We start from the raw sequence: 23825 nt of genomic DNA on the forward strand, positions 1-23825 counted from the left end.
AGCGGAAAATGCCGCCAAGACCGATATTGGCTGGGGCCACCAGATCCGCTCGTATGTCCTGCAGCCCTATCAGATGGTGAAGGATCTGCGCACCGGCGTCTCGACCTCCGATACCGGCGGCGTTCTCGATGGCGATCTCGACCAGTTCATGGCGGCCGCACTTGCGCAGAAGGCGTTCGGCGGCGGTCCCGATCAGGTGGAAGACGTCGACTGACCGGCGGCGGCAAGGTTGCCGTCGCGGTGACGGAGGCGTTGTGTGGACGCGGAAGCGTCGTGTGCATGCTTGGCGCAGCTCTGCGCCGACTTGCGATGCTTCACCCAGCGCGCTTCTTCGCTGATGAATGTCGGCTGGTGAAACTCTGAGAAGTATCGCCGGGGCGGACCAAGGCGGGGCATTGCCCGACTGATGCTGCCCCTGAGGTCCGCGCCGGCAAACCGCTCGTGTTTATCGGCGCCGCTACGCCGTCCGCCGAACGATCAGGCGGCGATCTTCGCGGCTTCCTGCATCGGTGGTTCCATCACAACCTCCGTGCTCGTCACGCTAGGATGAGTAACGTGAATCATCCACAGCGGAAGTCAAGTCACGAAACGTCGCAATGTCGAGCGATGATCGAGGATAAGTGCGGACAATCGGGAACTTAGTTGAGCCCGAGACGAATTCCGGCACGCAGATATTTCTGCGGATCGACAGCTTCACCATCGACGCGCGTTTCATAATGAAGATGCGGGCCAGTGGAGCGGCCGGTCGAACCGATCTTGCCGATGACCTGGCCAATCTTGACGGATTGTCCGACCTTCACGTCGATCGCTGACAGATGGCCGTAGCGCGTCGCCAATCCGTTCTTGTGTTCGATCTCGATCATCTTGCCGTAGCCGCCGTTGTTGCCGGCGATTGTCACCGTTCCATTCGCGGTCGCGCGCACCGGATCACCGGTGTCGCCGCGCATGTCGAGGCCGGTATGCATCGCAGGCGAACGCAGGAACGGATCCACACGCGTACCGAAGCTCGACGACAGGTCGATCTCCCCGCTGACCGGTTTGCGTACGGGCACATCGAGCAGCGTGCGCGTCAGGCGGTCGACCTGCGAGCGCGAGACATGAATGCGGTACAGCTGACGCTCGAAAGATTTTTCATCCGACGCGAGATTGGCGGGCACGAACGGTCCGCCAACTCCCGAAGGCGGGGGAGGCGCAGGCGGCAGGGCCTTGCCGGGATTGATGCCGAGGTCGGTCAGGACGCTGCGGATGCGGCGCGCGCGCGACTCGAAATTCTCCTCCAAGGCGCTGAGCGAGACCGACTGCTTTGCTTCTATGCGGTCGAGCGATTCCTGCATACGCGCCAGGGCGCCTTCGACGCCACCGCGCGTCTTGGCGGAATTGCGCAGATTGACGGCTGGCACGGTACGCGATTCAAGCCGGGCCTCGCGATCCGGCGGCGCCCGGAAGATCACCGTGTCATTGATCGGGGAGGGCTTCGCGTTCGGTCCCTTGCTTGCGTCGCTGCCGCGCGCGGGTTTGGGGATCGATCCGGTCGGTGTGTAGTCCGGCAGCGAGCTCAGCGTCGCCGCGCGCTGTTCCAGCACCGATTGCTTGCGGACGAGAGCCTCCAGCTTCTGCTCGAATTGTTCCTGATCCAGCAACTGGCGGCTCGCGATGCGATCGACCTGAGCGCGCAGCTCCGCGATCCGGTCTTCATACGCGTATTGCATCTCCGCCTGGCGTGCGATCAGGCGCTTCAGGACATCGTCGTGGAAAGCGAAATAGGTCCCGGTCAGAATCGACCAGCCGGCCATGACGACCAGACTGCCGACAACGATCCAGAACGCCACCGGTCCGAGCCGGACCTGACGGCGGCCATGGATGAGGGTGTAGTCAGCCCATCCGCTGCGGCGGCGCTGCTGCTTCTGCGATTGGGCGTGCGATTGGGCGGTCTGGTGCTGCGCGCGGGTCTGCGGCGCATGTGCCTGGTGCGGCTGCGGATGGTGACCCCTGGGATATTCGTATGCCCACTGGTCAGGGTGATGATGGGAATTGGGATGATGCGAATGCGGCCGGTAGGACATGGAGACTCCCCGCCAGACCCCTCGGCGGGCCGACGCTGAACAGCGCCGATTTCAGTCCCGTATAGTTAATTTTCCGCAAATCATTCGTGGGTAGACACCTATAATGCCTTTGCCGCCGCAAGGACTTCTTCCGCATGGCCGGACACTTTGACGTTCTGCCAGACTCTGGCGATTCGCCCGTCCGGGCCGACCAGGACGGTGGTTCGCTTCACGCCCATGAAGGTGCGGCCATAAAGCTTCTTCTCTCCCCAGACCCCGTAGGCCTCGAGCATCGTGTGATTTTCGTCGGAGAGAAGGCGCACGGTGAGGTCATGCTTGTCCCGGAAGCGGCAGAGCTTTTTCACCGGGTCCGCAGATACGCCCAGCACCGCAACACCGGCCTTTGCAAACGACTTCGAAAGCCGCGAAAAATCGATCGCTTCGGTAGTGCAGCCGGGGGTGTCCGCCTTGGGGTAGAAATAGATGACCAGCGCCTTGCCCTTGAAATCGGCAAGCGAAACCTCGACGCCATTCGCGTCCGGGAGGGTGAATTTGGGGGCCTTGCTCCCCTCGGTCAGCGTGTCGGCCATATGCCTTCCTTTCGACGCTTTCGGCGGCTCAATCTGGCCGTACGATCCTGCTTTTGGGCGAAGGCGGGAGGGCGCCCAAACGGGTCCGTTCACGGCAAACAAGTCAACTGGTCTGGCGACGTAACCGGCGCTGGCGATACGGACAAGGGGATGTCCGACCCGGCATGACCAAACCGGCACCTCGGTTGCATGCGCTTCGCGATCTCGAAGACACCCTTCGGGAACACCGCAGCACGTGCGGAAAAGACCTGCGGTCGCAGGCGATGCGCGCCTATTGGCGCGCGCGTCGCTTTGCGCGCCGTCCGCTCGTGCGCCGTATCGGCCTCGGGGTGGGAGCGGCCGTCTCGGTCATCCTGATGCTGATCGGGGGCCTCTGGCTCCGGCTCGCCATTGCCCCCATCGAAATCAATTTCGTTTCTCCCTGGTTGGCCGCCGCTATCCAACAGAATATCGGGCCGGCTCACCGTGTCGCGATCGGCGGCACCCAGATTGAACGCGACGATGCCGGCCGGACGGCTGTCCGGATCCGCGACATGCAGATTCGCGACACCGATGGCGTGATCGTTGCGAGCGCGCCGAAGGCAGAAGTCGCGGTTTCCGGCTCCAGTCTGCTGCGCGGCGAAATACGCGCGCGCCGGGTGAGCCTTGTCGGCGCCGAGCTGTCGGTTCGAATCGAAGAGGACGGCCAGGTCACGATCTCGACCGGCGCCGAGAAGCGCCCGCTCGCCGTGACGCCAGCGATCGTGAAGGCCGCGCCACTGCCGGGCCAGGCCGCACCGGAGACGCCCGCTCCAGCACCGGTATCCACGCCCGAGCCGACGGGCGCCGAGAGATTTGTCGGGCTGATTGCATGGCTCGACCAGATTTCGACGCGCGGCTTTGACGGGCAAGGGCTTGGCGAGATCGGTCTGAAGAACGGGGTTCTCAAGGTCGACGACCTGCGGACCGACAAGCACTGGCTCTTCGAGCACATCAATTTCAGCGTGAACCGTCCGGGGCAGGGCATCAGCATTCGCCTCAGCTCGGAAGACGAAGCTCGCCCGTGGTCGCTTGCCGCATCGATCAGGCCGGTCGGCGTCCAGCGGCGGCTGATCAGCATCGACCTCAAGCAGGTCTCGACCAAGGACCTCTTCCTTGCCACGCGGATCGGCAGCGGACAGTTTCATGCCGATGTCCCGTTGACCGGATCGATCCGTGCCGAGATCGGACCGGATTCGCTGCCGCGCATAGTCGAGGGCAAGATCATTGCGGGCTCCGGCCTGATCGGCGACCCGGAAGATGTGGGCGGGCATTTCCGCATCGACCGCGCCGACGTCACGCTCGACTGGGATGCGCAGCGCCGCAACCTGACGATGCCGTTCCAGATTTTCGCCGGCGCCAACAGGTTCACCCTGATCAGCCGGTTCGATGCGCCGACGGGACCGCAGGAGCCCTGGCGGGCGATCGTGACGGGCGGCTCGGTGGTGCTCGCAGATGGGGTGTCCGATCCGAAGGCGATCGTTCTGAACAAGATCCTGCTGCGTGCCAATGTCGACCTCGATCGCAAGCGCATCGAGCTGGTGCAGGGAGATATCGCAGGTGGTCCGATCGCAGCCTATCTCAGCGGCAGCGTCGACTTCTCGGGCGAGCCACGGCTGAAGGCCGGCGTTGCAATGACGCCGATGTCGGCGTCCATCGCAAAGAAGGTTTGGCCGGTTTTCGTTGCGACCAAGGTGCGCAACTGGGTGGTCGAGAATCTCGACAGTGGCGATATCGAACGTATCGACATTGCGACCAATTCGCCGATCGAGAATCTGAAGGAGGACGGGCCTCCGATTCCGCAGGATGGCTTGTCCGTCGACATCACCGTCCGCAATGCCACCATCCGGCCGGTGGTTGGCCTGCCGCCGATCACCGATGCGGATCTGAAGACCAGCATCAAGGGTCGGCGCGTCCTCGTGTCGGTCGGCCGTGGCTTTGTCGATCTCGGCGGCGGCCGCAAGCTCACCGTCAGTAATGGCGTATTCGAGGTGCCGGATACGCATCCGAAAGCGCCGCCCGCGCGCGCGCAGTTTCGCATCGATGGTCCGGTTCCGGCCGCACTCGAACTGCTCGGGAGCGAGAGGCTGCGCGGCCAGGCCGCGGTCCCGATGGATTCGTCGAACAGCCGTGGCAATCTCAGCGGACAGGTCACCGTCTCGTTGCCGATCACGAAGGACCCCGAGCCGGGCGCGACGCAATACACCATCAACCTCGATGTTGCGGGCTTTGCCGCCGACAAGATGGTGATGGGCCAGAAGATCGAGGCGCAGGCGCTGAAAGTCAGTGCCGACAATCGCGGCTATCAGATCAGGGGCGATGTCCGGATCAACAACACGCCGGCCTCGCTCGACTATCGCAAGGTCGTCGACAGTCCCGAGGCGGACGTTCATGTGCGTGCAACGCTCGACGAGGCCGCGCGCGCCCGTTTCGGCTTCGGCACGGGTCCATCGCTAGCAGGCCCGGTGCCGATCAGGATTTCCGGCAAGATCGCTGACAACAAGGACGTCCGCCTCAATGTCGAAGCCGACCTGACGCCGGCCAGGATCGACAATCTGCTGCCAGGCTGGGTGAAGCCTGCGGGCAAGAAGAACCAGGCGACCTTCACCGTTCTGACGCGCGAGAAGTCGACGCGCTTCGACGACGTCGCGATCGACGGGTCGGGTGTGAATGTGCGCGGCACCGTGGAACTGGACGAAAAGGGCGATCTGGCGCTCGCGAATTTCCCGGTCTTTGCGCTGTCCGATGGCGACAAGGCGAGCGTCAAGGCAGAGCGCGGCTCTGACGGGGCCTTGCGTGTGTCGATGCGCGGCGATGTGTATGACGGCCGCAACTTCGTGAAGGCGTTTTTCGGTGGCGGCGAGCCGGGCGAAAAGCCGAAAAGCGATCCGATCGATATCGATTTCGACATGCGCGTCGGCGTGATTGCCGGCCACAACGGCGAGGCTCTGCGCCGCGTTGAAATGCGGATGGCGCGTCGCAGCGGGCATATCCGCACCTTCGCGCTCAGTTCGACGATCGGGCAGGGCAGCACGCTGACCGGCGACATGCGTGCGTCGGCGCAGCGCCGCAACGTCCTGCATTTCGAGACGCAGGACGCCGGTGCGTTGATGCGCTTCACCGATACCTATCCGCGCGTCCAGGGCGGACAGATGTTCGTCACCATGGATGTGCCGACGCCGGATCAGGCGCCGCAGGACGGCGTCATCAACGTCCAGAATTTTTCCGTCCGCGGCGAGCCCAAGCTGAGCGGCGTTGTCGGCGGCAGCGGGCAGAACGATTCACGCGGCGTCGACTTCACGCGCATGAGGGTCGACTTCACCCGCACACCCGGCCGTCTGCAGGTCAAGGAAGGCATTGTGCAGGGACCGGTGATCGGCGCCACGCTCGAGGGCAATATCGATTTCGCCCAAAACGATGTGCGCATGCGCGGCACGATTGTGCCGCTCTACGGCATCAACAATCCGATCGGTCAGATTCCGCTGGTGGGCGCTTTCCTCGGGGGCCCGAAGGAAGGATTGTTCGGCTTCACCTATCAGGTGGTGGGTCCGCCGAGCGCACCGACGTTGAACGTCAATCCGGCTTCGGGCCTCATGCCCGGATTCCTGCGCAAGTTCTTCGAATATCCGACCGGGCGCGTGCTGGAGTCGGGTGAGGTCGCTCCGATCCCGCCCATGCCGATCCGTTAGCGAACCGCCCGCGGCTCCGGATTGCCGGAGCAATGGCCTGAAGCGGATAGGGACGCGCCGGCTCAGTTCGGCCGGAGCAGGACGTGTTTCTTGCGGCCGAGCGACAGCTTGATCACCGACTGGGGCGTGAGGTTGCCGGAGCCGAGAGTCATCTTCTCGTCGGTGACCGTCTCGTCATTCACCTTGAGCCCGCCGCCCTTGATCTGACGGCGCGCTTCGCTGGTCGACGCGACGAGGCCGGCCTGCACGAAAGCGTTGAGCACGCCGAGGCCATTGGCGAGATCGGATGATTTGATCTCGATGGATGGAAGATCTTCCGCGAGCGCGCCTTCTTCAAAGGTGCGGCGCGCGGTTCCGGCGGCGAGTTCGGCGGCTTCGCGGCCATGCATCAGCGCCGTCGCCTCGGTTGCGAGCGTCTTCTTCGCCTCGTTGATCTCCTGACCCTGAAGCGCCGCGAGTTTTTTGATTTCGTCGAGCGGCAGCACCGTGAACAGCTTCAGGAAGCGCTCAACGTCGCCGTCTTCGGTGTTGCGCCAGAATTGCCAATACTCGTACGGGCTCTTCATGTCGGCGTTAAGCCAGACCGCGCCGGCTGCGGTCTTGCCCATCTTTGCGCCGGACGAGGTGGTGATCAGCGGTGCTGTCAGCGCGAACAACTGCGCATTCATCACCCGGCGGCCGAGATCGATGCCGTTGATGATGTTGCCCCATTGATCGGAGCCGCCCATCTGCAGCACGCAGCCATAACGCTTGTGCAGTTCCACGAAGTCGTAGGCCTGCAGGATCATGTAGTTGAATTCGAGGAAGGACAGCTCCTGCTGGCGCTCGAGCCGCAGCTTTACCGAATCGAAGGACAGCATCCGGTTGATCGAGAAGTGCCTGCCGACATCGCGCAGGAAGTCGATGTAATTGAGCGTGTTCAGCCAGTCGGCGTTGTTAGCCATGATGGCATCGCGCGGGCTGTCGCCGAACTTCAGGAATTTCGAGAAGGTCGCTCGGATGCTGCGCAGATTTTCGTTGATGACCTCTTCGGTCAGGATCTTGCGGCTTTCGTCCTTGCCCGACGGATCGCCGACGCGTGTCGTGCCGCCACCCATCAGCGCAATCGGGCGATGGCCGGTCTGCTGCATCCAGTACAGCATCATGGTCGGCAACAAATGGCCGATATGCAGGGACGGGGCCGTGCAGTCATAGCCGATGTAGGCCGTGATCTGTTTCGACGCCGCGAGCGCGTCCAGCGCTTCTGGTTCCGAGACCTGATGGATGTAACCGCGTTCCGACAGAACGCGCAGAAAATCAGATTTGAACTGGCTCATGGTAAGACCGTATTCGCTAGTGCGTCCGATTCTAACATTCGCATCCCTTCTCGGCGAGGTTGTTTGCGAATGTTAGAATCAAAGGACCACTAGCAAGTATATGAATCTAGTGGAGCTTTGGATTTGACATTCGCTTCGTGAGCCCGCGGCTGGGTGTTAGCGAATGTCAAATCCGCTCCACTAGCGGCGCGCAGGTGGTGTATCAGGTCCGGCAGGGGATTGAAACGGGGCGGCTTCCTTGCGGACCTGGCGCGCGATCGGGCTGATGAGCGGCACGTCGATGGATGGCATCGACATTGCCGTGCTCGAAACCGACGGCGAGACCGTGAGCCGGTTCGGTCCCGCGGCGCTGCATCCGTATCGCGAGGATGAGGTCGCCCTGCTGCGGCGCGCCGTCGAGGAGGCGCGCAGCCTGACCAGCCGCGACGCCCGGCCTGGCGCGGTCGCGGACGCCGAGCAGATGTCAACGCTTCTGCATGCCGGGGCGGTCCGCATGTTTCTGGATGCGAATGGCATCGATCCGGCCAGCATCGACGTGATCGGCTTCCACGGCCAGACCGTCTTGCACCGGCCGGACGACCGTCTGACGATCCAGATCGGAGACGGACAGGCTTTGGCCGACGAGACCGGCATTCGCGTGGTCTACGATTTGCGCGCGGCCGATGTCGCGGAGGGCGGGCAGGGTGCGCCGCTCGTGCCGGTCTATCACCGGGCGCTGGCCGCGATGCTCGACCGGCCGCGTCCGATCGCCGTGCTGAATATCGGGGGCGTCGCCAATGTCACGTTTATCGATGGCATCCCCGATCCCTATGCTTGCGACACCGGGCCGGGCAATGCGCTGATCGACGACTTCATGCGCGCGCGACGCGGCGAGATCCGTGACGAGAACGGCGGCGCAGCCGCGCGCGGGAAGGTGGACGAGGCGGCGGTCGCGCGCGTGCTGAAGCATTCCTTCTTCGCGCTGAAGCCGCCGAAGTCGCTCGACCGGAACGCTTTCCGCGAATGGGTCGCGGATCGCGCACAGCTTGCGGAAAAGAACGTCGAGGATGGCGCGGCGACGCTTGCCGCGATCACCGCTGCGACGGTCGCGACCATCGTCCCGCATCTTCCGGAAGCGCCGCGTAGCTGGATCGTATGCGGCGGCGGTGCGAACAACGCGACGCTGGTTCGTATGCTCGGCGAACGGCTTGCGCCGGCGCGCGTCGAAACCGCGGGAGATGTCGGCTGGAACGCCGACGCGATCGAGGCGCAGGCCTTTGCCTACATGGCGGTGCGCTCTCTGCGGGGATTGCCGATCACGTTTCCAACGACGACCGCCGTGCCGAAGCCGATGACCGGTGGTGTGCTGGCCGAGCCGCGCGCCGCCGGCCGGAAGCGGATGAGCCTGTAGAACAGGCCTTTCCGCCTTTTGGTTTTACATGAGAAAAGTCCTGGCGCGCGCCGTTTTCATGCTCGTAGATGTGTCGTTGCTCGCGGCGTCCGCATTCTCCTGACATGCTGATTGCGACGATCGTCGCTCGCGCGAGCATCTCACGCCGCTTTGGCAGCCGGTGCCTTCTTCGATCGCCGCAGCAGCCGCTGGATCAGCCGCGGCTGACCGCGCGGGCGCACCAGCAGGATATCGCTCACCAGCTTCGCGCCGCCCTGCTTTCGCTCGAGCGTCAGCTTGCGCGAATGGAACTGCTCGAGCTCCGGCCGATGCCCGACGCTCAGGATGGTCAGTCCCTCCATCTCCTCCGACAGCATCTGCATCAGGTCGTCCTGGCTCTTCGGATCGAGCGCGGCCGTCGCCTCGTCGAGCACGATGATGTCCGGCCGGTGCAGTAGCACGCGCGCGATGGTCAGCCGCTGCTTCTCGCCGCCCGACAAGGTCTGATCCCAGGGCTGATCCTCCTCGATGCGATCCTTGAGATGGCCGAGCCCGACACGATCGAGCGCGCTGCCGATCGTGTCCGCGTCCCAGTCCTCCGCGGCGCCGGGATAGGCCACCGCCCGGCGCAGTGTGCCGGTCGGGACATAGGGGCGTTGGGGCAAAAGAAACAGCCGCGCGTCCTTCTGGATGTCGACTTCGCCGCCGCCCCAGGGCCACAGACCGGAAACCGCGCGCACGAGCGTACTCTTTCCGCTGCCCGACGCGCCGGCGATCAGCACGCGTTCGCCCTTCTTGATCACTACGTCAGTATCGTCGACGACGGCCTTGCCGTTATCGAGCGCCACGCTGAAATCCTTCAGCCGCAATGCGGCCTCGGTGGTCTCGCCACGCTTGATACGATTCATGTCTTCGCCGCTTTCCGCCCGCTCCAGGGCATCGAGCGAGACCATCAGCGAGGCGACCCGCCGGGCGCCGGCGCTCCATTCGGCAAGCCGCGGATAATTGTCGACCAGCCAGTTGAACGCCGCCTGCACGATGGTGAAGGCCGATGCCGCCTGCATGACTTCGCCGAGCGACATCGAGCCATCGAGGAATTTCGGGGCGCACAGGATGATCGGCAGGACAGGGGCGATGATCCCGGAGCCCTGCGAGACCACCGTTGTGCGCATATGCTGGCCGCACAGCTCGCGCCAGCGGCGCAGCACGGTCACGAGCGAACGGTTCAGGCCCGCGCGCTCTTCCTCTTCGCCGCCGAGCAGGGCAATGCTCTCACCGTTCTCGCGCACGCGTGTGAGTTGGTAGCGATAGTCGGCCTCGGCCTGGTTTTTCGATTCCGAGACTTCGACGAAGCGCCTACCGACGAAGGTCATGGTGCCGCTAGCGATCACCGCGTAGAGGATTGCGGCGACGACGAGGAAGCCGGGGATCGTGATCTCGGAGCCGCCGAGCGGGATCGTGAGCGAGCCACCGATGGTCCAGAGCACGTAGATAAAGGTGATGGCGGAGAGGGATGCGTTGGTCACCCCGACGGCAAAGTCGACCGGCGCATCGGTCGAGATCCGCAGGTCGTCGGTCAAACGTCCTTCCGGATTCTGATGGTCGCCGCTGACGAGGTTGAGCTGATAATAGCGACCGTTCTTCAGCCACTCGTTGAGCACATGATCGCTGAACCATGCGCGCCAGCGGCGCTGCGTCGACATGCGGGCGAAGACATTGATGACGCCCAGCGTGACGCTCGCCGCGGCCAGCGGAAAGAAGATGCCGGCGAGCCAGAGGACGCGCGCAGATTCCCTCTTCTCTAGCGCATCGAAGATCGCGCGGTTCCAGACATTGACGCCGTATTGCGCGGCGACCGTGAGGAGGACGAGGACGAACAGGCCGATGGTGAGGGGCCAAGCCAGTCGGTCGCCGTTGCGGCCCCAGAACCTGGAGGCGGAAGACCAGAAGCGTCCCTTCAGCGCCCGCCGGCGTTCCTTTTCCTTGCGCGCTTCTTCCTCGGGATCGATGGCGGGATCTGGGGGCGGCGCTTCTTCCGGCTCCGCTGCGGTATCGTCGAGCGACTTGTCCGAATCTTCGGCGGGATCGGACTTTTCGCTGTCGCCGGAAGGTTCGGTCGCGCGCTTCGCCTTCAGACGATCAGCGTCGTCCGGAGTTTTCTCCGTGTTCTGTTGTTTCGCTGATCTGACGTCCGACATGGCGCGCGGCCTCGCTTGATGCGGGGCACAACGCCGTCAGCAAAGTTCCGTTCCTGATTGTCGCAGAGACTCGGCGCTTTACGCCGCGCTCGGCTTGCGGCCGGTCGTCCCGAGACGCTTGTCGAGATACTCGTTCACCGACGTCATCAGCGACTCGATCTTCTGATCGAAGAAGTGGTTCGCACCGGCAACGACCTTCTGCTCGATCACGATGCCCTTCTGCGTCTTCAGTTTGTCGACCAGCGTCGTGACGTCGCGATGCGGCACCACCGCGTCCTTGTCGCCATGGATGATCAGGCCGGACGAGGGGCAGGGCGCCAGGAACGAGAAGTCGTAAAGATTTGCGGGAGGCGCGATCGAGATGAAGCCCTCGATCTCGGGCCGGCGCATGAGGAGTTGCATCCCGATCCAAGCGCCGAACGAGAAGCCGGCGATCCAGCAGGAGCGTGCCTCCGGATTGATGGTCTGGGCCCAATCCAGCGCGGCCGCCGCGTCGGACAATTCGCCGACGCCATGGTCGAATGCGCCCTGGCTACGCCCGACGCCCCGGAAATTGAACCGGACGACCGAGAAATTACGGTGCACGAAGGCGTAATAGAGCTGATAGACGATCTGGTGGTTCATCGTCCCGCCGAATTGCGGGTGCGGGTGCAGGATCAGGGCGAGCGGCGCATTCTTCTGTCCGGCCGGATGATAACGGCCCTCGATGCGACCTGCGGGACCGGTGAAGATGACCTCAGGCATGGACGAACCTCGGCTGGGCGGCAAAGGGGAGGAGGGCTCTGCCGCGCGGTTCCACAGTGCGCTTGCGGGTTGATTGGGCGCACGAAATTTTTTAGAACCGTTCTAATTGTTGATCGACACACCCCGGCTGCCACCGCGAAGGCGTGCGTCGCTTGGGTGTGACGGGCGGTATCTACCATAAGGCGAGGGGCGAAATGCAAGCTTTCTCGCACCCGTGCTAGGACAATCTCGGAACCCTGCGCTTCCGGACGGTATTGACGTAATCCATGACAGAGCGCGCTTATCTAGACTGGAATGCGTCCGCGCTTCTGCGGCCGCAGGCCCGTGCCGCCGTTCTGGAGGCGCTGGATTGCGTGGGCAACCCGTCGTCCGTGCACGCGGAAGGCCGGAAGGTGCGCCAGCTGATCGAGCGGGCCCGGGGCCAGATCGCTGCGCTCGTGGCTGCCGATGCGGCCAATGTGACCTTCACCTGCGGCGCGACCGAAGCCAACGCGCTGGCGCTGTCGCCGGGCTGGGCGCGAAAGCCTGGCCAGACGGCGCCTGACCGGTTGCTGGTTTCCGCGGTCGAGCATCCTTCGGTCCTCGCGGGCGGCGGCTTCGGCCGCGACCGCGTCGCCACGATCCCGGTCGACAGACAGGGAGTGGTCGATCTCGACGCGTTGCGAACCCTTCTGGCAGGCCAGCCGGCGCTGGTATCTGTTATGCTGGCCAACAACGAGACCGGTATCATTCAACCCGTGTCCGAGGTTGCTCAGATTGTTCATGAAGCGGGCGGCCAGCTGCACGTTGACGCCGTTCAGGCACCGGGGCGTATCGCTATTGATTTCAATGCGTTGGACGCCGATCTTCTCACGCTGTCTTCGCACAAGATCGGCGGACCGAAGGGCGCGGGTGCGCTGGTTCGCAAGGACGGCCTGCACCTCGCCAATCCGCTCATTCGCGGCGGCGGTCAGGAGCGGGGGCTTCGCGCTGGAACGGAAGATGTCGCCGCGATCGCCGGTTTCGGCGCAGCAGCGGCCGCCATTCTGGACGCGAAAAGTACCGAAACGGACCACGTCGGGCGCCTGCGCGAACGGCTCGAGTCCGGGCTCCTCGCCGCGACCCCGAACGCCATCATTTTCGGGGCATCGGCGGGAAGGTTGCCGAATACCACGTCATTCACCCATCCGGGGCTGCGGGCCGAAACGGCCGTGATCGGTTTCGATCTGGCAGGGGTCGCGGTTTCGTCGGGTTCCGCCTGCTCTTCGGGTAAGGTACAGCCGTCCCACGTCCTGGGCGCCATGGGGGTCGATCCGTTGCTCGCGCGCGGCGCGATACGGGTTTCGATCGGCTATTCGACCAAGGATGAGGACATTGAACGCTTTCTAAGTGCTTGGACAAAGCTCTCTGAATCACTACTTAAGGGGCGAACAGTCATCGCCGCTTAAGCGGCCGCGCGGAGGGAAACCGACGCACAGCTGACAGCCATAACCGACAGATCCGCTGCGGTCCTTGAAACCGCAAGGGGAGAACAGAATGCCGGCCGTACAAGAGACCGTCGAACAGGTTCGCCGTATCGACGTTGACCAGTACAAGTATGGGTTCGAGACGCTTATCGAATCCGAAAAGGCCCCGAAGGGCCTGTCCGAAGACACCGTCCGCTTCATCTCGGCGAAGAAGAGCGAGCCCCAGTGGATGCTCGACTGGCGGCTTGATGCCTATCGCCGCTGGCTGACCATGCGCGAGCCGACCTGGGCGCGCGTGCATTATCCGAAGATCGACTTTCAGGACATCTATTACTACGCGGCGCCAAAGACGAACGCCGCGCCGAAGTCGCTGGACGAGGTCGATCCGGAAATCCTGCGGACTTACGAGAAGCTTGGCATTCCGCTGCGCGAGCAGGAGATCCTTGCGGGCGTCGAGCGCCCGGAGGGCGAGCGGCGCGTCGCCGTCGATGCGGTGTTCGACAGCGTTTCGGTCGCAACCACCTTCAAGGCGGAGCTCGCCAAGGCCGGCGTGATCTTTATGCCGATTTCGGAAGCGATCCGCGAGCATCCCGAACTGGTGAAGAAGTATCTCGGCTCGGTCGTGCCGGTGACCGACAACTTCTATGCGACGCTGAACTCGGCGGTGTTTTCGGACGGCTCGTTCGTCTATGTGCCGCCGGGCGTGCGTTGCCCGATGGAGCTGTCGACCTATTTCCGCATCAACGAGAAGAATACCGGACAGTTCGAGCGCACGCTGATCATCGCCGACAAGGGCTCCTATGTGAGCTACCTCGAAGGCTGCACGGCGCCGATGCGCGATGAAAACCAGCTGCACGCCGCAGTGGTCGAACTCGTCGCGCTCGATGACGCCGAGATCAAGTATTCGACCGTCCAGAACTGGTATCCGGGCGACTCGGAAGGTCGCGGCGGCATCTACAATTTCGTCACCAAGCGGGGCGATTGCCGCGGCAGGAATTCCAAGATCTCCTGGACGCAGGTCGAGACCGGCTCCGCGATCACCTGGAAATATCCGAGCTGCATCCTGCGCGGCGATGGTTCGCGTGGCGAGTTTTACTCGATCGCGATCTCGAACGGGATGCAGCAGGTCGATAGCGGCACCAAGATGATCCATCTCGGCAAGAACACGACGAGCCGGATCATCTCCAAGGGCATCTCCGCCGGTCGTTCGCAGAACACCTATCGCGGGCTTGTGTCGGCGCATCGCAAGGCGACCGGCGCGCGCAACTTCACGAACTGCGACTCGCTCCTGGTCGGCGACAAATGCGGTGCGCATACCGTGCCGTATCTGGAAGCCAAGAACTCGTCCGCCGTGTTCGAGCACGAGGCGACCACGTCCAAGATTTCAGAGGACATGCTGTTCTATTGCCGCCAGCGTGGGCTGTCGGCGGAGGAGGCGACCGCGCTCGTGGTCAACGGCTTCGTGAAGGACGTGCTGCAACAGCTGCCGATGGAATTCGCGGTGGAAGCGCAGAAGCTGATCTCGATCTCGCTCGAAGGGAGCGTCGGATGAGTGACGCTTTCCGAACGGCCGCGACCGCCTGCCTCGCAGCCAACAAGTCCGCGGGCGAACTCGTCGATTGCGTCGCGGAGCATTTTCCGGATGTCGAGGTCTATCGCGAGAACGACGACCTCGTCATCAAGGGCGGCAGCCGCTTCCTGGTGGTGCGCCGCGACGGTCCGGATGCGTTCCGGGTTACTGACAACGTTGCGGTCCCCTCGACCAATGCGGTCGATGCCGGCGGCGGCAACAAGCGAACATTGAACGAGCTGATTGACGACATCGTCACGCTCGACGACTGACTGGATAGACCGATGCATCTCCTGGAAGTGAAGAATCTGCACGTCGAGATTGGCGGCAAGAAGATCCTGAACGGCCTCGACCTGACAGTCGACAAGGGAAAGGTCCACGCCATCATGGGCCCGAACGGTTCGGGCAAGTCGACGCTGTCCTATGTTCTGGCCGGCAAGGCCGACTACGACATCACGGAAGGCGAAGTCCTGTTCAACGGCGAGAACATCGCCGACATGGAGCCGGACGAGCGCGCAGCCAAGGGGCTGTTCCTCGCCTTCCAGTATCCGATCGAAATTCCGGGCGTCGCCACGATGACGTTCCTGCGCACGGCGGTGAACGCCCAGCGCAAGGCGCGCGGCGAACCCGAACTCTCGACGCCCGACTTCATGAAGAAGGTGCGCGAGGCCTCCGGCGAACTTGGCATCAGCCAGGAGATGTTGCGGCGTGCGGTCAATGTCGGTTTTTCCGGCGGCGAAAAGAAGCGCAACGAGATCCTGCAGATGGCCATGCTGCAGCCGCGGCTCGCGGTGCTGGACGAGACCGATTCCGGTCTCGACATCGACGCGCTGAAGATCGTGGCCGACGGCGTGAATGCGCTGCGCTCGCCCGAGCGTGCCTTTATCGTGATCACGCATTATCAACGGCTGCTCGACTACATCGTGCCCGACGTCGTTCACGTGCTGTCGAAAGGCCGCATCGTGCGCACCGGCGGCAAGGAATTGGCGCTCGAGCTCGAAGAGAAGGGCTACGCGCAATATGTCGGAGAGGCGGCGTAACGCCCGCGCTGACAGACATGGCCGAACTCAAAGTCATAAAAACCGCAGCTGAAGAAGGCCTCGCCGAGGCCTTTGCCGGCGCGCGTGCGCATTTGCCCGGCGCAGCATCCGTGAAGTCGCTGCGTGAGAATGCGTTCCGGACCTTCGAGCTGAAGGGCCTGCCGCACCGCCGCGTCGAGGAATGGAAATACACCGACCTGCGCGCGCTGATGCGCGACGCCAAGCCTCTGGCACCGTTGCCGGATGCGGCAGCGAAGCTGAAGGCGAAATCGGCGAGCGCGTTCGCCAGCGCGGCCAAGGCACGGCGCATCGTGATCGTCGATGGCGTGTTTGCAGCCGACCTTTCGGATCTCGCGGGGCTCGAGCCCGGCCTGTCGATCGGATCGCTGGCGGAGGCCTTGTCGCAAGGCGAGGCGGATGTCGTCGAACGGCTCGGCCGGCGCGCACCGCTGGCTGACGACCCGGCCTTTGCGCTCAACACCGCAATGATGAGCGATGGCGCCGTGATCCTTGCCGCGGATGGCGTAAAGGTCGAACGTCCGATCCATCTCGTGTTCGTCACGACGTCCATCAAGCCGGTTTCGGTATTCACGCGTTCGCTGGTGAGTGTCGGGAAGGGCTCTTCTCTCTCGATCATCGAGAGCCATGAAAGTGCCGACGGGATCGACAATCAGGCCAACCACGCCATCGATGTTGCGATTGCCGATGACGGCCGTCTCGACCACGTGAAGATCGGCCGCGAAGGCGATCGCGCCCTGCACGTCGCCTCGCTTGTCGCAGAGATCGGCAAGAACGCACATTTCAACGACTTCACCTTCACCGCCGGTGGCGCCGTCACACGCAACCAGATCGCGATGAGTCTGAATGGCAGCGACACCCATGCTGCCGTGCGCGGCGCGAGCCTGCTGAAAGCGCGCCAGCACGCCGACAATACGCTGGTGATGGATCACGCCGTCGGCCATTGCGAGAGCCGCGAATTGTTCAAGGCGGTGCTCGACGACGAAAGCCGCTCGGTATTCCAGGGCAAGATCATCGTGCAACCGCACGCGCAGAAGACCGACGCCAAGATGGCGACGCATGCGTTGCTGCTCTCCGAGGATGCCGAGGCCGACGCCAAGCCCGAGCTTGAGATCTTCGCGGACGACGTGGTGTGCGGTCACGGCGCGACGGCCGGCGCCCTTGACGACGATCTCTTGTTCTATCTCAAGGCGCGCGGCATTCCGCAAAAGGAGGCCGAGGCGCTGATGGTCGAAGCCTTTATCGGCGAAGCCGTCGAGGCGGTCGAGAACGAGGTCGTGCGGGAGGCGCTGATGGATCTGGCGCGCGCGTGGCTGAAGGCGCGGGGCTGACCATGCACCCGGCAGTGACCAACGGCTCTTACGACGTCGCCCGCATCCGGCAGGACTTTCCCGCGCTGTCGATGCAGGTTTACGGCAAGCCGCTGGTCTATCTCGACAATGCGGCGTCGGCGCAGAAGCCCAACGCCGTGCTTGAGCGCATCCAGCATGCCTATACGCACGAATACGCCAACGTGCATCGCGGGCTGCATTATCTCGCCAATGCTGCGACGGAAGGCTATGAGGGCGCCCGCGAGATCGTCGCCAGATTTCTGAACGCGCCGCGCAACGAGGAAGTCATCTTCACGCGCAACGCGACCGAGGCGATCAACCTCGTCGCGTACACCTTCGGCCGTGAGCGCCTGAAAGAGGGCGACGAAATCGTCCTCTCGATCATGGAGCACCATTCCAACATCGTCCCGTGGCATTTCCTGCGCGAGCGCCAGGGCGCGGTGATAAAGTGGGCGCCGATCGACGACGACGGCAATTTCCTGATCGACGAGTTCGAGAAGCTGCTGACCCCGCGCACGAAAATGGTCGCGATCACGCATATGTCGAACGCGCTCGGCACCTACGTGCCTGTGAAGGAGGTCGTGCGGATCGCGCATGCGCGCGGCATTCCGGTCCTGGTCGATGGCAGCCAGGCCGCGGTGCATATGCCGATCGACGTGCAGGACATCGGCTGCGACTTCTATGTGTTTACTGGCCACAAGGTCTACGGCCCGTCGGGCATCGGCGTGCTGTGGGGCAAGACCGAGCATCTCGAGGCCATGCCGCCCTTCAACGGCGGCGGCGAGATGATCCGCGATGTGTTCGAAGACCGCGTGACCTATGGCGATCCGCCGCACAAGTTCGAAGCAGGCACGCCGCCGATCGTGCAGGCGATCGGGCTCGGCGCTGCGATCGAGTATGTGAACTCGATCGGCAAGGACCGGATCAAGGCGCACGAGGATGGGTTGATACGCTACGCCCATGACCGGCTGCGCGAGATCAATTCGCTGAAGATCATCGGTCAGGCGAAAGAGAAGGGCGCGGTGGTCTCGTTCGAGATGCGCGGGGCGCATCCGCATGACGTCGCGACCATCATCGACCGCTCGGGCGTTGCCGTCCGCGCCGGAACCCATTGCGTGATGCCGCTGCTCAACCGGATCGGCGTCACGGCGACCTGCCGGGCCTCGTTCGGCCTTTACAATACCAGGGACGAGGTCGATAGCCTTGCGAGCGCCCTGATCAAGGCGCAGGATTTCTTCTCATGACCGACGACATCAAGTCCGACGAACACAAGCCGGCCGCCGAGGCGGCAACGCCCGCGCAGCAATCGGCGCTGCCGCAGGAAGAACTGTCGCGCATGACCGACGACATCGTCGCTGCGCTCAAGACGGTCTACGATCCCGAAATCCCGGCGGACATCTACGAACTCGGGCTGATCTACAAGGTCGACATCAAGGACGACCGCACCGTCGATGTGGACATGACGCTGACCACGCCGAACTGCCCTGCCGCGGCCGAACTGCCGCAGATGGTGGAGAATGCAGTGTCGAGCGTGCAGGGTGTCGGCCCCGTGAATGTGCAGATCGTGTGGGATCCGCCCTGGGATCCGAGCCGCATGTCCGATGAGGCGCGGCTCGTTCTGAACATGTGGTGATGACGAAGCGTCTCAAACTCGGCCGCGTGCTCGAAACGGCGCTCTATGTCGACGACCTCGACCGCGCAGCGTCGTTCTACACAGAGGTGCTCGGCCTGACGTCGCTGAACGGGGACGGCCGCTTTCACGCCTACGACGTCGGCGGCACGAGCGTGCTCCTGCTGTTCAGGCGGGGCGGGACGCTCGAGACCGTCCATATGCCAGGCGGGACCATCCCGCCGCATGACGGGCACGGTCCGCTGCATATCGCCTTTGCTATCGGCGCTGACGAATTACCGGCCTGGGAAAAGAGGTTGGATACGCACGGTGTCGCGATCGAGGGCCGGACCGACTGGCCGCGCGGCGGTCACAGCATCTATTTCCGGGACCCGGACGGCCACCTTCTGGAGCTGGTGACGCCCGGGGTCTGGGCGACCTACTGACAGGGATTTCCGGGGCTCGAGCTAATCCAGCCTCGAAGGACTTCACAGCGGGGATTTCGTTGCTACTTTAGGGACATACGAGTCCCGAACCGGACCTTGAACCCGGTGCCAGGAGAACCACCGATGGCCACAGCCCGACCGAGGCCCCAAGTGATGCGGCTCACCGAAGCCGCCGCCGACCGCATCAAGGAATTGATAGCGAAGTCGGACCGCCCGATCGCCGGCTTGCGCGTCGGCGTTCGCAATGGCGGCTGCGCCGGCATGGCCTACACCATGGAATATGCCGAGAGCGTGAACCCAACCGACGAGGTCGTCGAGGACAAGGGCGTGCGGATCCTGGTCGATCCGAAAGCGGTACTGTTCCTGCTCGGCACCGAGATGGACTACAAGAGCGACAAGCTCTCCGCACAATTCGTGTTCAACAACCCGAACCAGACCTCGGCCTGCGGCTGCGGCGAGTCGGTGCAGCTTACGCCCGCGGAGGGCGAGAGCGCCGGAGCCGGCGCATACTGATCCCGGCCATTTCGGGTTCGCTGTCCCGGAGTGACGCACCGTGGACCCCGATTTCATCCGCGAATTGTTTGCGAACTTTCGCCCGGTTTCGGTGCGCCGCATGTTTGGCGGCGCCGGCGTCTATGCGGATGGAGTGATGTTCGCGCTCATCTCCGACCGCGCGATCTATCTCAAGACCGACGAGACCAACGCGCCGGATTTCGAGCGCGAGAATCTGCCGCCATTTCAGTACGAAGCGAAGAATGGCAGGCGTGCAGTGATGTCGTATTTCCGCATGCCCGAGCGGTTCTACGACGATCCGGACGAACTCGCGCAATGGGCCGCGCGTTCGCTCGCGGTGGCGCAGCGCAAGGCCATCCCGAAACAGAAAACCGCCCGAGGTGGGCGGCGCAAAACGACACGAAGCCGATGAAGGCTCAGGCGACCGCGGTCGCCGGCATCGAGGGCGAGGCGAATTCCGGATCGGTTTCGCAGATCACCCGGTTACGTCCGGCGTGTTTGGCGGTGTAGAGGCAGGCGTCCGCACGGCCGATCAGCGATTGTGCCGTGTCACCTGGCCGGAGCATCGCGACACCGATCGAAATCGTGATGCGACCGAGATGTTCGCCGGTCGAGCGCTTCATCAGTTCCTTGCTCATGACCGCGCGGCGGATGTGCTCCGCGACAGTCACTGCCGAGCGCAGCACCGTATTCGGGAGAATGATCGCGAATTCCTCGCCGCCGTAGCGCGCCGCGATATCCTGCCCCTTGACGTTCGCCTTCACCGACTGAGCGACGAGGCGCAGCACCTGATCTCCGGTGAGATGGCCGTAGGTGTCGTTGAAGGTTTTGAAGTGGTCGATGTCCGTCATCAGAAGCGACAGGACCTCGTTCTCGGCTGTGGCTTCCTGAACCGCCTTGGTGATCGCTTCGTCGAAGAACTTGCGGTTCGACAGCGAGGTCAGGGGATCCGTCAGACTTTCATTGCGAACCACCTCGAGGTGCCGCTGCAACTGGTTGATCTCGAGCTTGGACGCGGTGAGCCGCTCCTCGAGCGTGTGGTTCACAGACTCCATTTCCTTGGCGGTGTGGACCAGGCTCTCGACGATCGCGCGCAGTCCCTCGCGGTCTGCCTGGGTTAGCTCGTTCGATACGCCGGCGAGGCTTTCGGAGCAGGTATTGGTCGAGCCGATCGCGACATCGACCATCGCCATGACCTGGTCGATCTCGTCGACCACACGGCTCCCGACGACGTCGATGCGTTCGCTCAGACGGGTCGGCGATAGGAACGAATTGCAGATGTGTTCGACCTCGGCTTCGGTCAGCCGGCCGCGCCGCGAGAGGATTTCGTTGATCGATTCATTGAGCGAAGGGTGGTAGCCGGTCGCGTAGGCGTACCAGACTTCGAAATTTCGCGGTGTTGCTGGCTGGCGGAGTGCTTTGATCTGCCCAATTGCGATTTCCGCGAACGCCATCGTTCGTTCGTGTTCGTCGCCGCTGGTCGCCATTGTTGGCCTCCCGAAGGCACGCAAAAAACTTCAGCCGCGCGCCGTCGACGCGCGGCCGGGATGGAACCTGACCCTAGGTCACTAAGGTGAATGAGAGGTAAATGAGTGCGCCGTAGTGCGCCGTCCCGGATCAAGCCTTGACCCGAACCGGGCGCAGCAGGAAAGCGGGAAGGTGGGAATGGTCTGGCTCAAGATCGGCGGCGGTCTGCTGCCGGCGCCGCGCCTGATCGATCCGCGCAACCGGAGCCGGGCTTGCAGCCGTGGGGGCCGGGCTGTGACTACCGCGGCGCCGCTCGCCACGCTGACGTTCGCGCGGCCGCTCGGTTCGCACCGGCGCTTCCTCGGGCTCGACGCTGTCGGGCTTGCCGAATGACGGCGCGACTGGAATCTGCTGCCCGATCAGCTTCTCGATCGCAGCGACCGCCTTCTGGTCGGCCGAGGTCACGATCGTGTAAGCGGTGCCTGACTTGCCGGCGCGGCCGGTGCGGCCGATGCGGTGGACATAGTCGTCGGCATGGAACGGCACGTCGAAATTGAAGACGTGACTCACATCCGGAATGTCGAGACCGCGCGCGGCGACATCGGACGCAATCAGCAGATCGGCTTCACCCTTGCGGAACTTGTCGAGCGCGGCCATGCGCGCCGGCTGGTCCATGTCGCCATGCAGGGCGACGGCGTTGAAGCCATGCTTCACCAGCGAGCGGTGCAGCAGAGCGACCTCGCGCTTGCGGTTGCAGAAGATGATCGCGTTCTTGAAATTCTCGGTGGTGTTGCGGATCACCCGACGAAGCATCTCGCGCTTCTCGTGCGGTTCGCGGCCGCATTTGACGAGCTGCTGGGTGATGGTGGCGGCCGCCGTGGCGGGCTTTGCGACTTCGACCTTGACCGGGCTGGAGAGGAATTGCTCGGTGACACGGCGGATTTCCGCCGGCATCGTCGCGGTGAAGAACAGCGTCTGGCGGGTGAAGGGAACCAGCTTGCAGATGCGTTCGATGTCAGGGATGAAGCCCATGTCGAGCATGCGATCGGCTTCGTCGATCACCAGCAATTCGACGCCGGTGAGCAGCAGGCGCCCGCGTTCGAAATGGTCGAGCAACCGGCCCGGAGTGGCAATCAGAACGTCGACGCCGCGGGTGAGCTTGGCGTCCTGGTCATCAAAAGAAACGCCCCCGATCAGGAGGGCGACATTCAGTTTCTGGCCGACACCGTATTTCTCGAAATTCTCCTGAACCTGCGCGGCGAGTTCGCGCGTGGGCTCCAGGATCAGCGTTCGCGGCATGCGCGCCCGTGCGCGGCCGGTCTCAAGCATCGTGATCATCGGCAAGGTAAAAGCGGCTGTCTTGCCGGTACCGGTTTGCGCAATGCCCAAGACGTCGCGACGTGCGAGAACGTGCGGAATAGCTTCGGATTGAATGGGAGTGGGGTTTTCGTAGCCTGCGGCCTTAACGGCGGCCAATACTTTGTCGGACAAGCCGAGTTGGGAAAAGGACATATAACCTCTAAACGCCGCCCGGAATCTGGGCTCGCGCCGGACCTCCAAAGGATGACGTTTCGCGCGAGAGGGGGCGGTCGAATCTGTCTATCGGACCGTCGCCCGCGAAAATAGGGGCGAGAGCCCGAAAGTCAATGCTCCAGAAGGCCGTTAAGTTAAATAAATACAAGCGTTTTTGGCTCTCAGACGATGACGGAAGGATGACATGACCGACGCTGCCAGCCTGCCGATCCTGCTTATTCCGGGCCTCGGCTGCACCGCCCGCCTCTATACCGAGCAGGTGGCCGCCTTGTGGACATACGGCCCAGTGACAGTGGCCGACCATCGCCGCGCCGACAGTATGGACGCGATTGCCCGGCAGATCCTCGATCAGGCGCCGCGCCGGTTTGCGCTCGCGGGCCTGTCGATGGGCGGCTACATCGCACTCGCCATCATGCGGATTGCGCCGGAGCGGGTGGAAAAGCTCGCGCTGCTCGACACCGGATCGCGCAGCGATACACCCGAGGCGGCGGAGCGGCGCAAGGCCTCGATCGCGCTCGCCAGGGCGGGAAAACTCGATGAAATCAACGCGATGCTGTGGCCGGTGCTGGTGCACAAGGATCGCCAGGGCGACAGCGCGCTGAAGGCCATCGCGGGCGGCATGACGCTGATGGCGGGGGCGGAAGCTTTTGCGCGTCAGCAGACCGCGATCCTGACGCGGCCGGATTCACGGCCCGGTCTGCCGGGCATCACGTGCCCGACGCTTGTTCTGGTCGGCGACGGCGACCAGCTCACGCCGCCGGCCTTGTCCGAAGAAATGGCGGGGCTCATTCCCGGCAGCAAGCTCGTCGTGGTGCCGGACTGCGGCCACCTGTCGACTCTGGAGCGTCCCGATGCCGTAACGAAAGCGCTGATGGACTGGATGCGCG

Annotated in this window: 19 protein-coding genes and 2 pseudogenes; 14 read left to right on the plus strand and 7 right to left on the minus strand. The window is 63.6% G+C overall.

Going from position 1 to position 23825, the window contains the following annotated elements; genetic code table 11:
* Positions 1 to 214 (plus strand): annotated as a pseudogene (prfB, locus tag VNZ93_RS08330) (peptide chain release factor 2); the annotation flags it as partial.
* 424 nt (positions 215 to 638) lie between these two features.
* Here the strand turns inward: prfB and VNZ93_RS08335 are convergent.
* Both VNZ93_RS08335 and bcp read right to left on the minus strand, forming a co-directional pair.
* Positions 639 to 2063 (minus strand): peptidoglycan DD-metalloendopeptidase family protein, encoded by a 1425-nt coding sequence (locus VNZ93_RS08335; RefSeq protein WP_325702795.1) that lies wholly within the window; start codon positions 2061 to 2063, stop codon positions 639 to 641.
* 98 nt (positions 2064 to 2161) lie between these two features.
* A pseudogene (gene bcp / locus VNZ93_RS08340) lies at positions 2162 to 2620 on the minus strand (thioredoxin-dependent thiol peroxidase); the annotation flags it as partial.
* A gap of 176 nt (positions 2621 to 2796) precedes the next feature.
* On the opposite strand from bcp, the gene VNZ93_RS08345 reads away from it, so the two are divergent.
* Complete coding sequence (locus VNZ93_RS08345) at positions 2797 to 6339, plus strand: DUF3971 domain-containing protein (protein WP_325702798.1); 3543 nt, start codon at positions 2797 to 2799, stop codon at positions 6337 to 6339.
* Positions 6340 to 6401: 62 nt separating this feature from the next.
* On the opposite strand, the gene tyrS is transcribed toward VNZ93_RS08345, so the two are convergent.
* A complete protein-coding gene (gene tyrS, locus VNZ93_RS08350) occupies positions 6402 to 7655 on the minus strand; it encodes a tyrosine--tRNA ligase (protein WP_325702801.1) in 1254 nt (417 codons plus the stop codon).
* Positions 7656 to 7893: 238 nt separating this feature from the next.
* Between tyrS and VNZ93_RS08355 the strand changes: the two genes are divergently transcribed.
* A complete protein-coding gene (locus tag VNZ93_RS08355) occupies positions 7894 to 9045 on the plus strand; it encodes an anhydro-N-acetylmuramic acid kinase (RefSeq protein ID WP_325702805.1) in 1152 nt (383 codons plus the stop codon).
* A 140-nt stretch (positions 9046 to 9185) separates the two neighbouring features.
* Here VNZ93_RS08355 and VNZ93_RS08360 read toward each other — a convergent pair whose 3' ends face one another.
* Complete coding sequence (locus tag VNZ93_RS08360) at positions 9186 to 11222, minus strand: ABC transporter ATP-binding protein/permease (RefSeq protein ID WP_325702808.1); 2037 nt, start codon at positions 11220 to 11222, stop codon at positions 9186 to 9188.
* Positions 11223 to 11300: 78 nt separating this feature from the next.
* Positions 11301 to 11966, minus strand: a complete 666-nt coding sequence (locus VNZ93_RS08365; protein WP_325702811.1) for an alpha/beta hydrolase — start codon at positions 11964 to 11966, stop codon at positions 11301 to 11303.
* 266 nt (positions 11967 to 12232) lie between these two features.
* Here VNZ93_RS08365 and VNZ93_RS08370 point away from each other — a divergent pair, with 266 nt between their 5' ends.
* The 10 genes from VNZ93_RS08370 to VNZ93_RS08415 all read left to right on the plus strand — a co-directional run bounded on the left by VNZ93_RS08370 (position 12233) and on the right by VNZ93_RS08415 (position 20350).
* Complete coding sequence (locus tag VNZ93_RS08370; protein ID WP_325702814.1) at positions 12233 to 13393, plus strand: cysteine desulfurase family protein; 1161 nt, start codon at positions 12233 to 12235, stop codon at positions 13391 to 13393.
* An 88-nt stretch (positions 13394 to 13481) separates the two neighbouring features.
* Complete coding sequence (gene sufB, locus VNZ93_RS08375) at positions 13482 to 14963, plus strand: Fe-S cluster assembly protein SufB (protein WP_325702817.1); 1482 nt, start codon at positions 13482 to 13484, stop codon at positions 14961 to 14963.
* Complete coding sequence (locus VNZ93_RS08380; RefSeq protein ID WP_325702820.1) at positions 14960 to 15253, plus strand: hypothetical protein; 294 nt, start codon at positions 14960 to 14962, stop codon at positions 15251 to 15253. The genes sufB and VNZ93_RS08380 overlap by 4 nt, the downstream gene beginning before the upstream one ends.
* 12 nt (positions 15254 to 15265) lie before the next feature.
* The gene (gene sufC, locus VNZ93_RS08385) at positions 15266 to 16021 is read left to right on the plus strand and encodes a Fe-S cluster assembly ATPase SufC (RefSeq protein WP_325702823.1); all 756 of its coding nucleotides are present in this window, start codon (positions 15266 to 15268) and stop codon (positions 16019 to 16021) included.
* A gap of 17 nt (positions 16022 to 16038) precedes the next feature.
* Complete coding sequence (sufD, locus tag VNZ93_RS08390) at positions 16039 to 17370, plus strand: Fe-S cluster assembly protein SufD (RefSeq protein ID WP_325702826.1); 1332 nt, start codon at positions 16039 to 16041, stop codon at positions 17368 to 17370.
* Complete coding sequence (locus VNZ93_RS08395; protein WP_325702850.1) at positions 17367 to 18614, plus strand: cysteine desulfurase; 1248 nt, start codon at positions 17367 to 17369, stop codon at positions 18612 to 18614. The genes sufD and VNZ93_RS08395 overlap by 4 nt, the downstream gene beginning before the upstream one ends.
* The gene (locus VNZ93_RS08400) at positions 18611 to 19003 is read left to right on the plus strand and encodes an SUF system Fe-S cluster assembly protein (RefSeq protein ID WP_325702829.1); all 393 of its coding nucleotides are present in this window, start codon (positions 18611 to 18613) and stop codon (positions 19001 to 19003) included. The genes VNZ93_RS08395 and VNZ93_RS08400 overlap by 4 nt, the downstream gene beginning before the upstream one ends.
* Complete coding sequence (locus VNZ93_RS08405; protein ID WP_325702832.1) at positions 19003 to 19425, plus strand: VOC family protein; 423 nt, start codon at positions 19003 to 19005, stop codon at positions 19423 to 19425. Before VNZ93_RS08400 ends, VNZ93_RS08405 begins: the two co-directional genes overlap by 1 nt.
* Positions 19426 to 19548: 123 nt before the next feature.
* On the plus strand, positions 19549 to 19938 hold the full coding sequence (locus VNZ93_RS08410) for an iron-sulfur cluster assembly accessory protein (RefSeq protein WP_325702835.1): 390 nt from the start codon (positions 19549 to 19551) through the stop codon (positions 19936 to 19938).
* A 40-nt stretch (positions 19939 to 19978) separates the two neighbouring features.
* Positions 19979 to 20350: a TfoX/Sxy family protein gene (locus VNZ93_RS08415; RefSeq protein ID WP_325702838.1), complete on the plus strand. Its 372-nt coding sequence runs from the start codon at positions 19979 to 19981 to the stop codon at positions 20348 to 20350.
* A gap of 4 nt (positions 20351 to 20354) precedes the next feature.
* Here VNZ93_RS08415 and VNZ93_RS08420 read toward each other — a convergent pair whose 3' ends face one another.
* Together VNZ93_RS08420 and VNZ93_RS08425 are read right to left on the minus strand one after the other, a co-directional pair.
* Complete coding sequence (locus VNZ93_RS08420; RefSeq protein ID WP_325702841.1) at positions 20355 to 21425, minus strand: GGDEF domain-containing protein; 1071 nt, start codon at positions 21423 to 21425, stop codon at positions 20355 to 20357.
* A gap of 130 nt (positions 21426 to 21555) precedes the next feature.
* On the minus strand, positions 21556 to 22917 hold the full coding sequence (locus tag VNZ93_RS08425) for a DEAD/DEAH box helicase (protein ID WP_325702844.1): 1362 nt from the start codon (positions 22915 to 22917) through the stop codon (positions 21556 to 21558).
* A gap of 205 nt (positions 22918 to 23122) precedes the next feature.
* Here VNZ93_RS08425 and VNZ93_RS08430 point away from each other — a divergent pair.
* The coding region (locus VNZ93_RS08430; RefSeq protein ID WP_325702847.1) for an alpha/beta fold hydrolase at positions 23123 to 23825 on the plus strand (703 nt) is incomplete at its 3' end.

The sequence above is a fragment of the Pseudorhodoplanes sp. genome (genome assembly GCF_035565795.1).
Taxonomy (GTDB): Bacteria; Pseudomonadota; Alphaproteobacteria; order Rhizobiales; family Xanthobacteraceae; genus Pseudorhodoplanes.

What these genes read in the sequence shown, in the direction of transcription:
- VNZ93_RS08380 (WP_325702820.1), top strand. Translation starts at nt 14,960, where the DNA reads ATGAGTGACGCTTTCCGAACGGCCGCGACCGCCTGCCTCGCAGCCAAC.
- VNZ93_RS08410 (WP_325702835.1), top strand. Translation starts at nt 19,549, where the DNA reads ATGGCCACAGCCCGACCGAGGCCCCAAGTGATGCGGCTCACCGAAGCC.
- sufC (WP_325702823.1), top strand. Translation starts at nt 15,266, where the DNA reads ATGCATCTCCTGGAAGTGAAGAATCTGCACGTCGAGATTGGCGGCAAG.
- VNZ93_RS08345 (WP_325702798.1), top strand. Translation starts at nt 2,797, where the DNA reads ATGACCAAACCGGCACCTCGGTTGCATGCGCTTCGCGATCTCGAAGAC.
- VNZ93_RS08360 (WP_325702808.1), bottom strand. Translation starts at nt 11,222, where the DNA reads ATGTCGGACGTCAGATCAGCGAAACAACAGAACACGGAGAAAACTCCG.
- VNZ93_RS08425 (WP_325702844.1), bottom strand. Translation starts at nt 22,917, where the DNA reads ATGTCCTTTTCCCAACTCGGCTTGTCCGACAAAGTATTGGCCGCCGTT.
- VNZ93_RS08370 (WP_325702814.1), top strand. Translation starts at nt 12,233, where the DNA reads ATGACAGAGCGCGCTTATCTAGACTGGAATGCGTCCGCGCTTCTGCGG.
- VNZ93_RS08400 (WP_325702829.1), top strand. Translation starts at nt 18,611, where the DNA reads ATGACCGACGACATCAAGTCCGACGAACACAAGCCGGCCGCCGAGGCG.
- tyrS (WP_325702801.1), bottom strand. Translation starts at nt 7,655, where the DNA reads ATGAGCCAGTTCAAATCTGATTTTCTGCGCGTTCTGTCGGAACGCGGT.
- VNZ93_RS08335 (WP_325702795.1), bottom strand. Translation starts at nt 2,063, where the DNA reads ATGTCCTACCGGCCGCATTCGCATCATCCCAATTCCCATCATCACCCT.
- VNZ93_RS08405 (WP_325702832.1), top strand. Translation starts at nt 19,003, where the DNA reads ATGACGAAGCGTCTCAAACTCGGCCGCGTGCTCGAAACGGCGCTCTAT.
- VNZ93_RS08420 (WP_325702841.1), bottom strand. Translation starts at nt 21,425, where the DNA reads ATGGCGACCAGCGGCGACGAACACGAACGAACGATGGCGTTCGCGGAA.
- VNZ93_RS08365 (WP_325702811.1), bottom strand. Translation starts at nt 11,966, where the DNA reads ATGCCTGAGGTCATCTTCACCGGTCCCGCAGGTCGCATCGAGGGCCGT.
- sufB (WP_325702817.1), top strand. Translation starts at nt 13,482, where the DNA reads ATGCCGGCCGTACAAGAGACCGTCGAACAGGTTCGCCGTATCGACGTT.
- sufD (WP_325702826.1), top strand. Translation starts at nt 16,039, where the DNA reads ATGGCCGAACTCAAAGTCATAAAAACCGCAGCTGAAGAAGGCCTCGCC.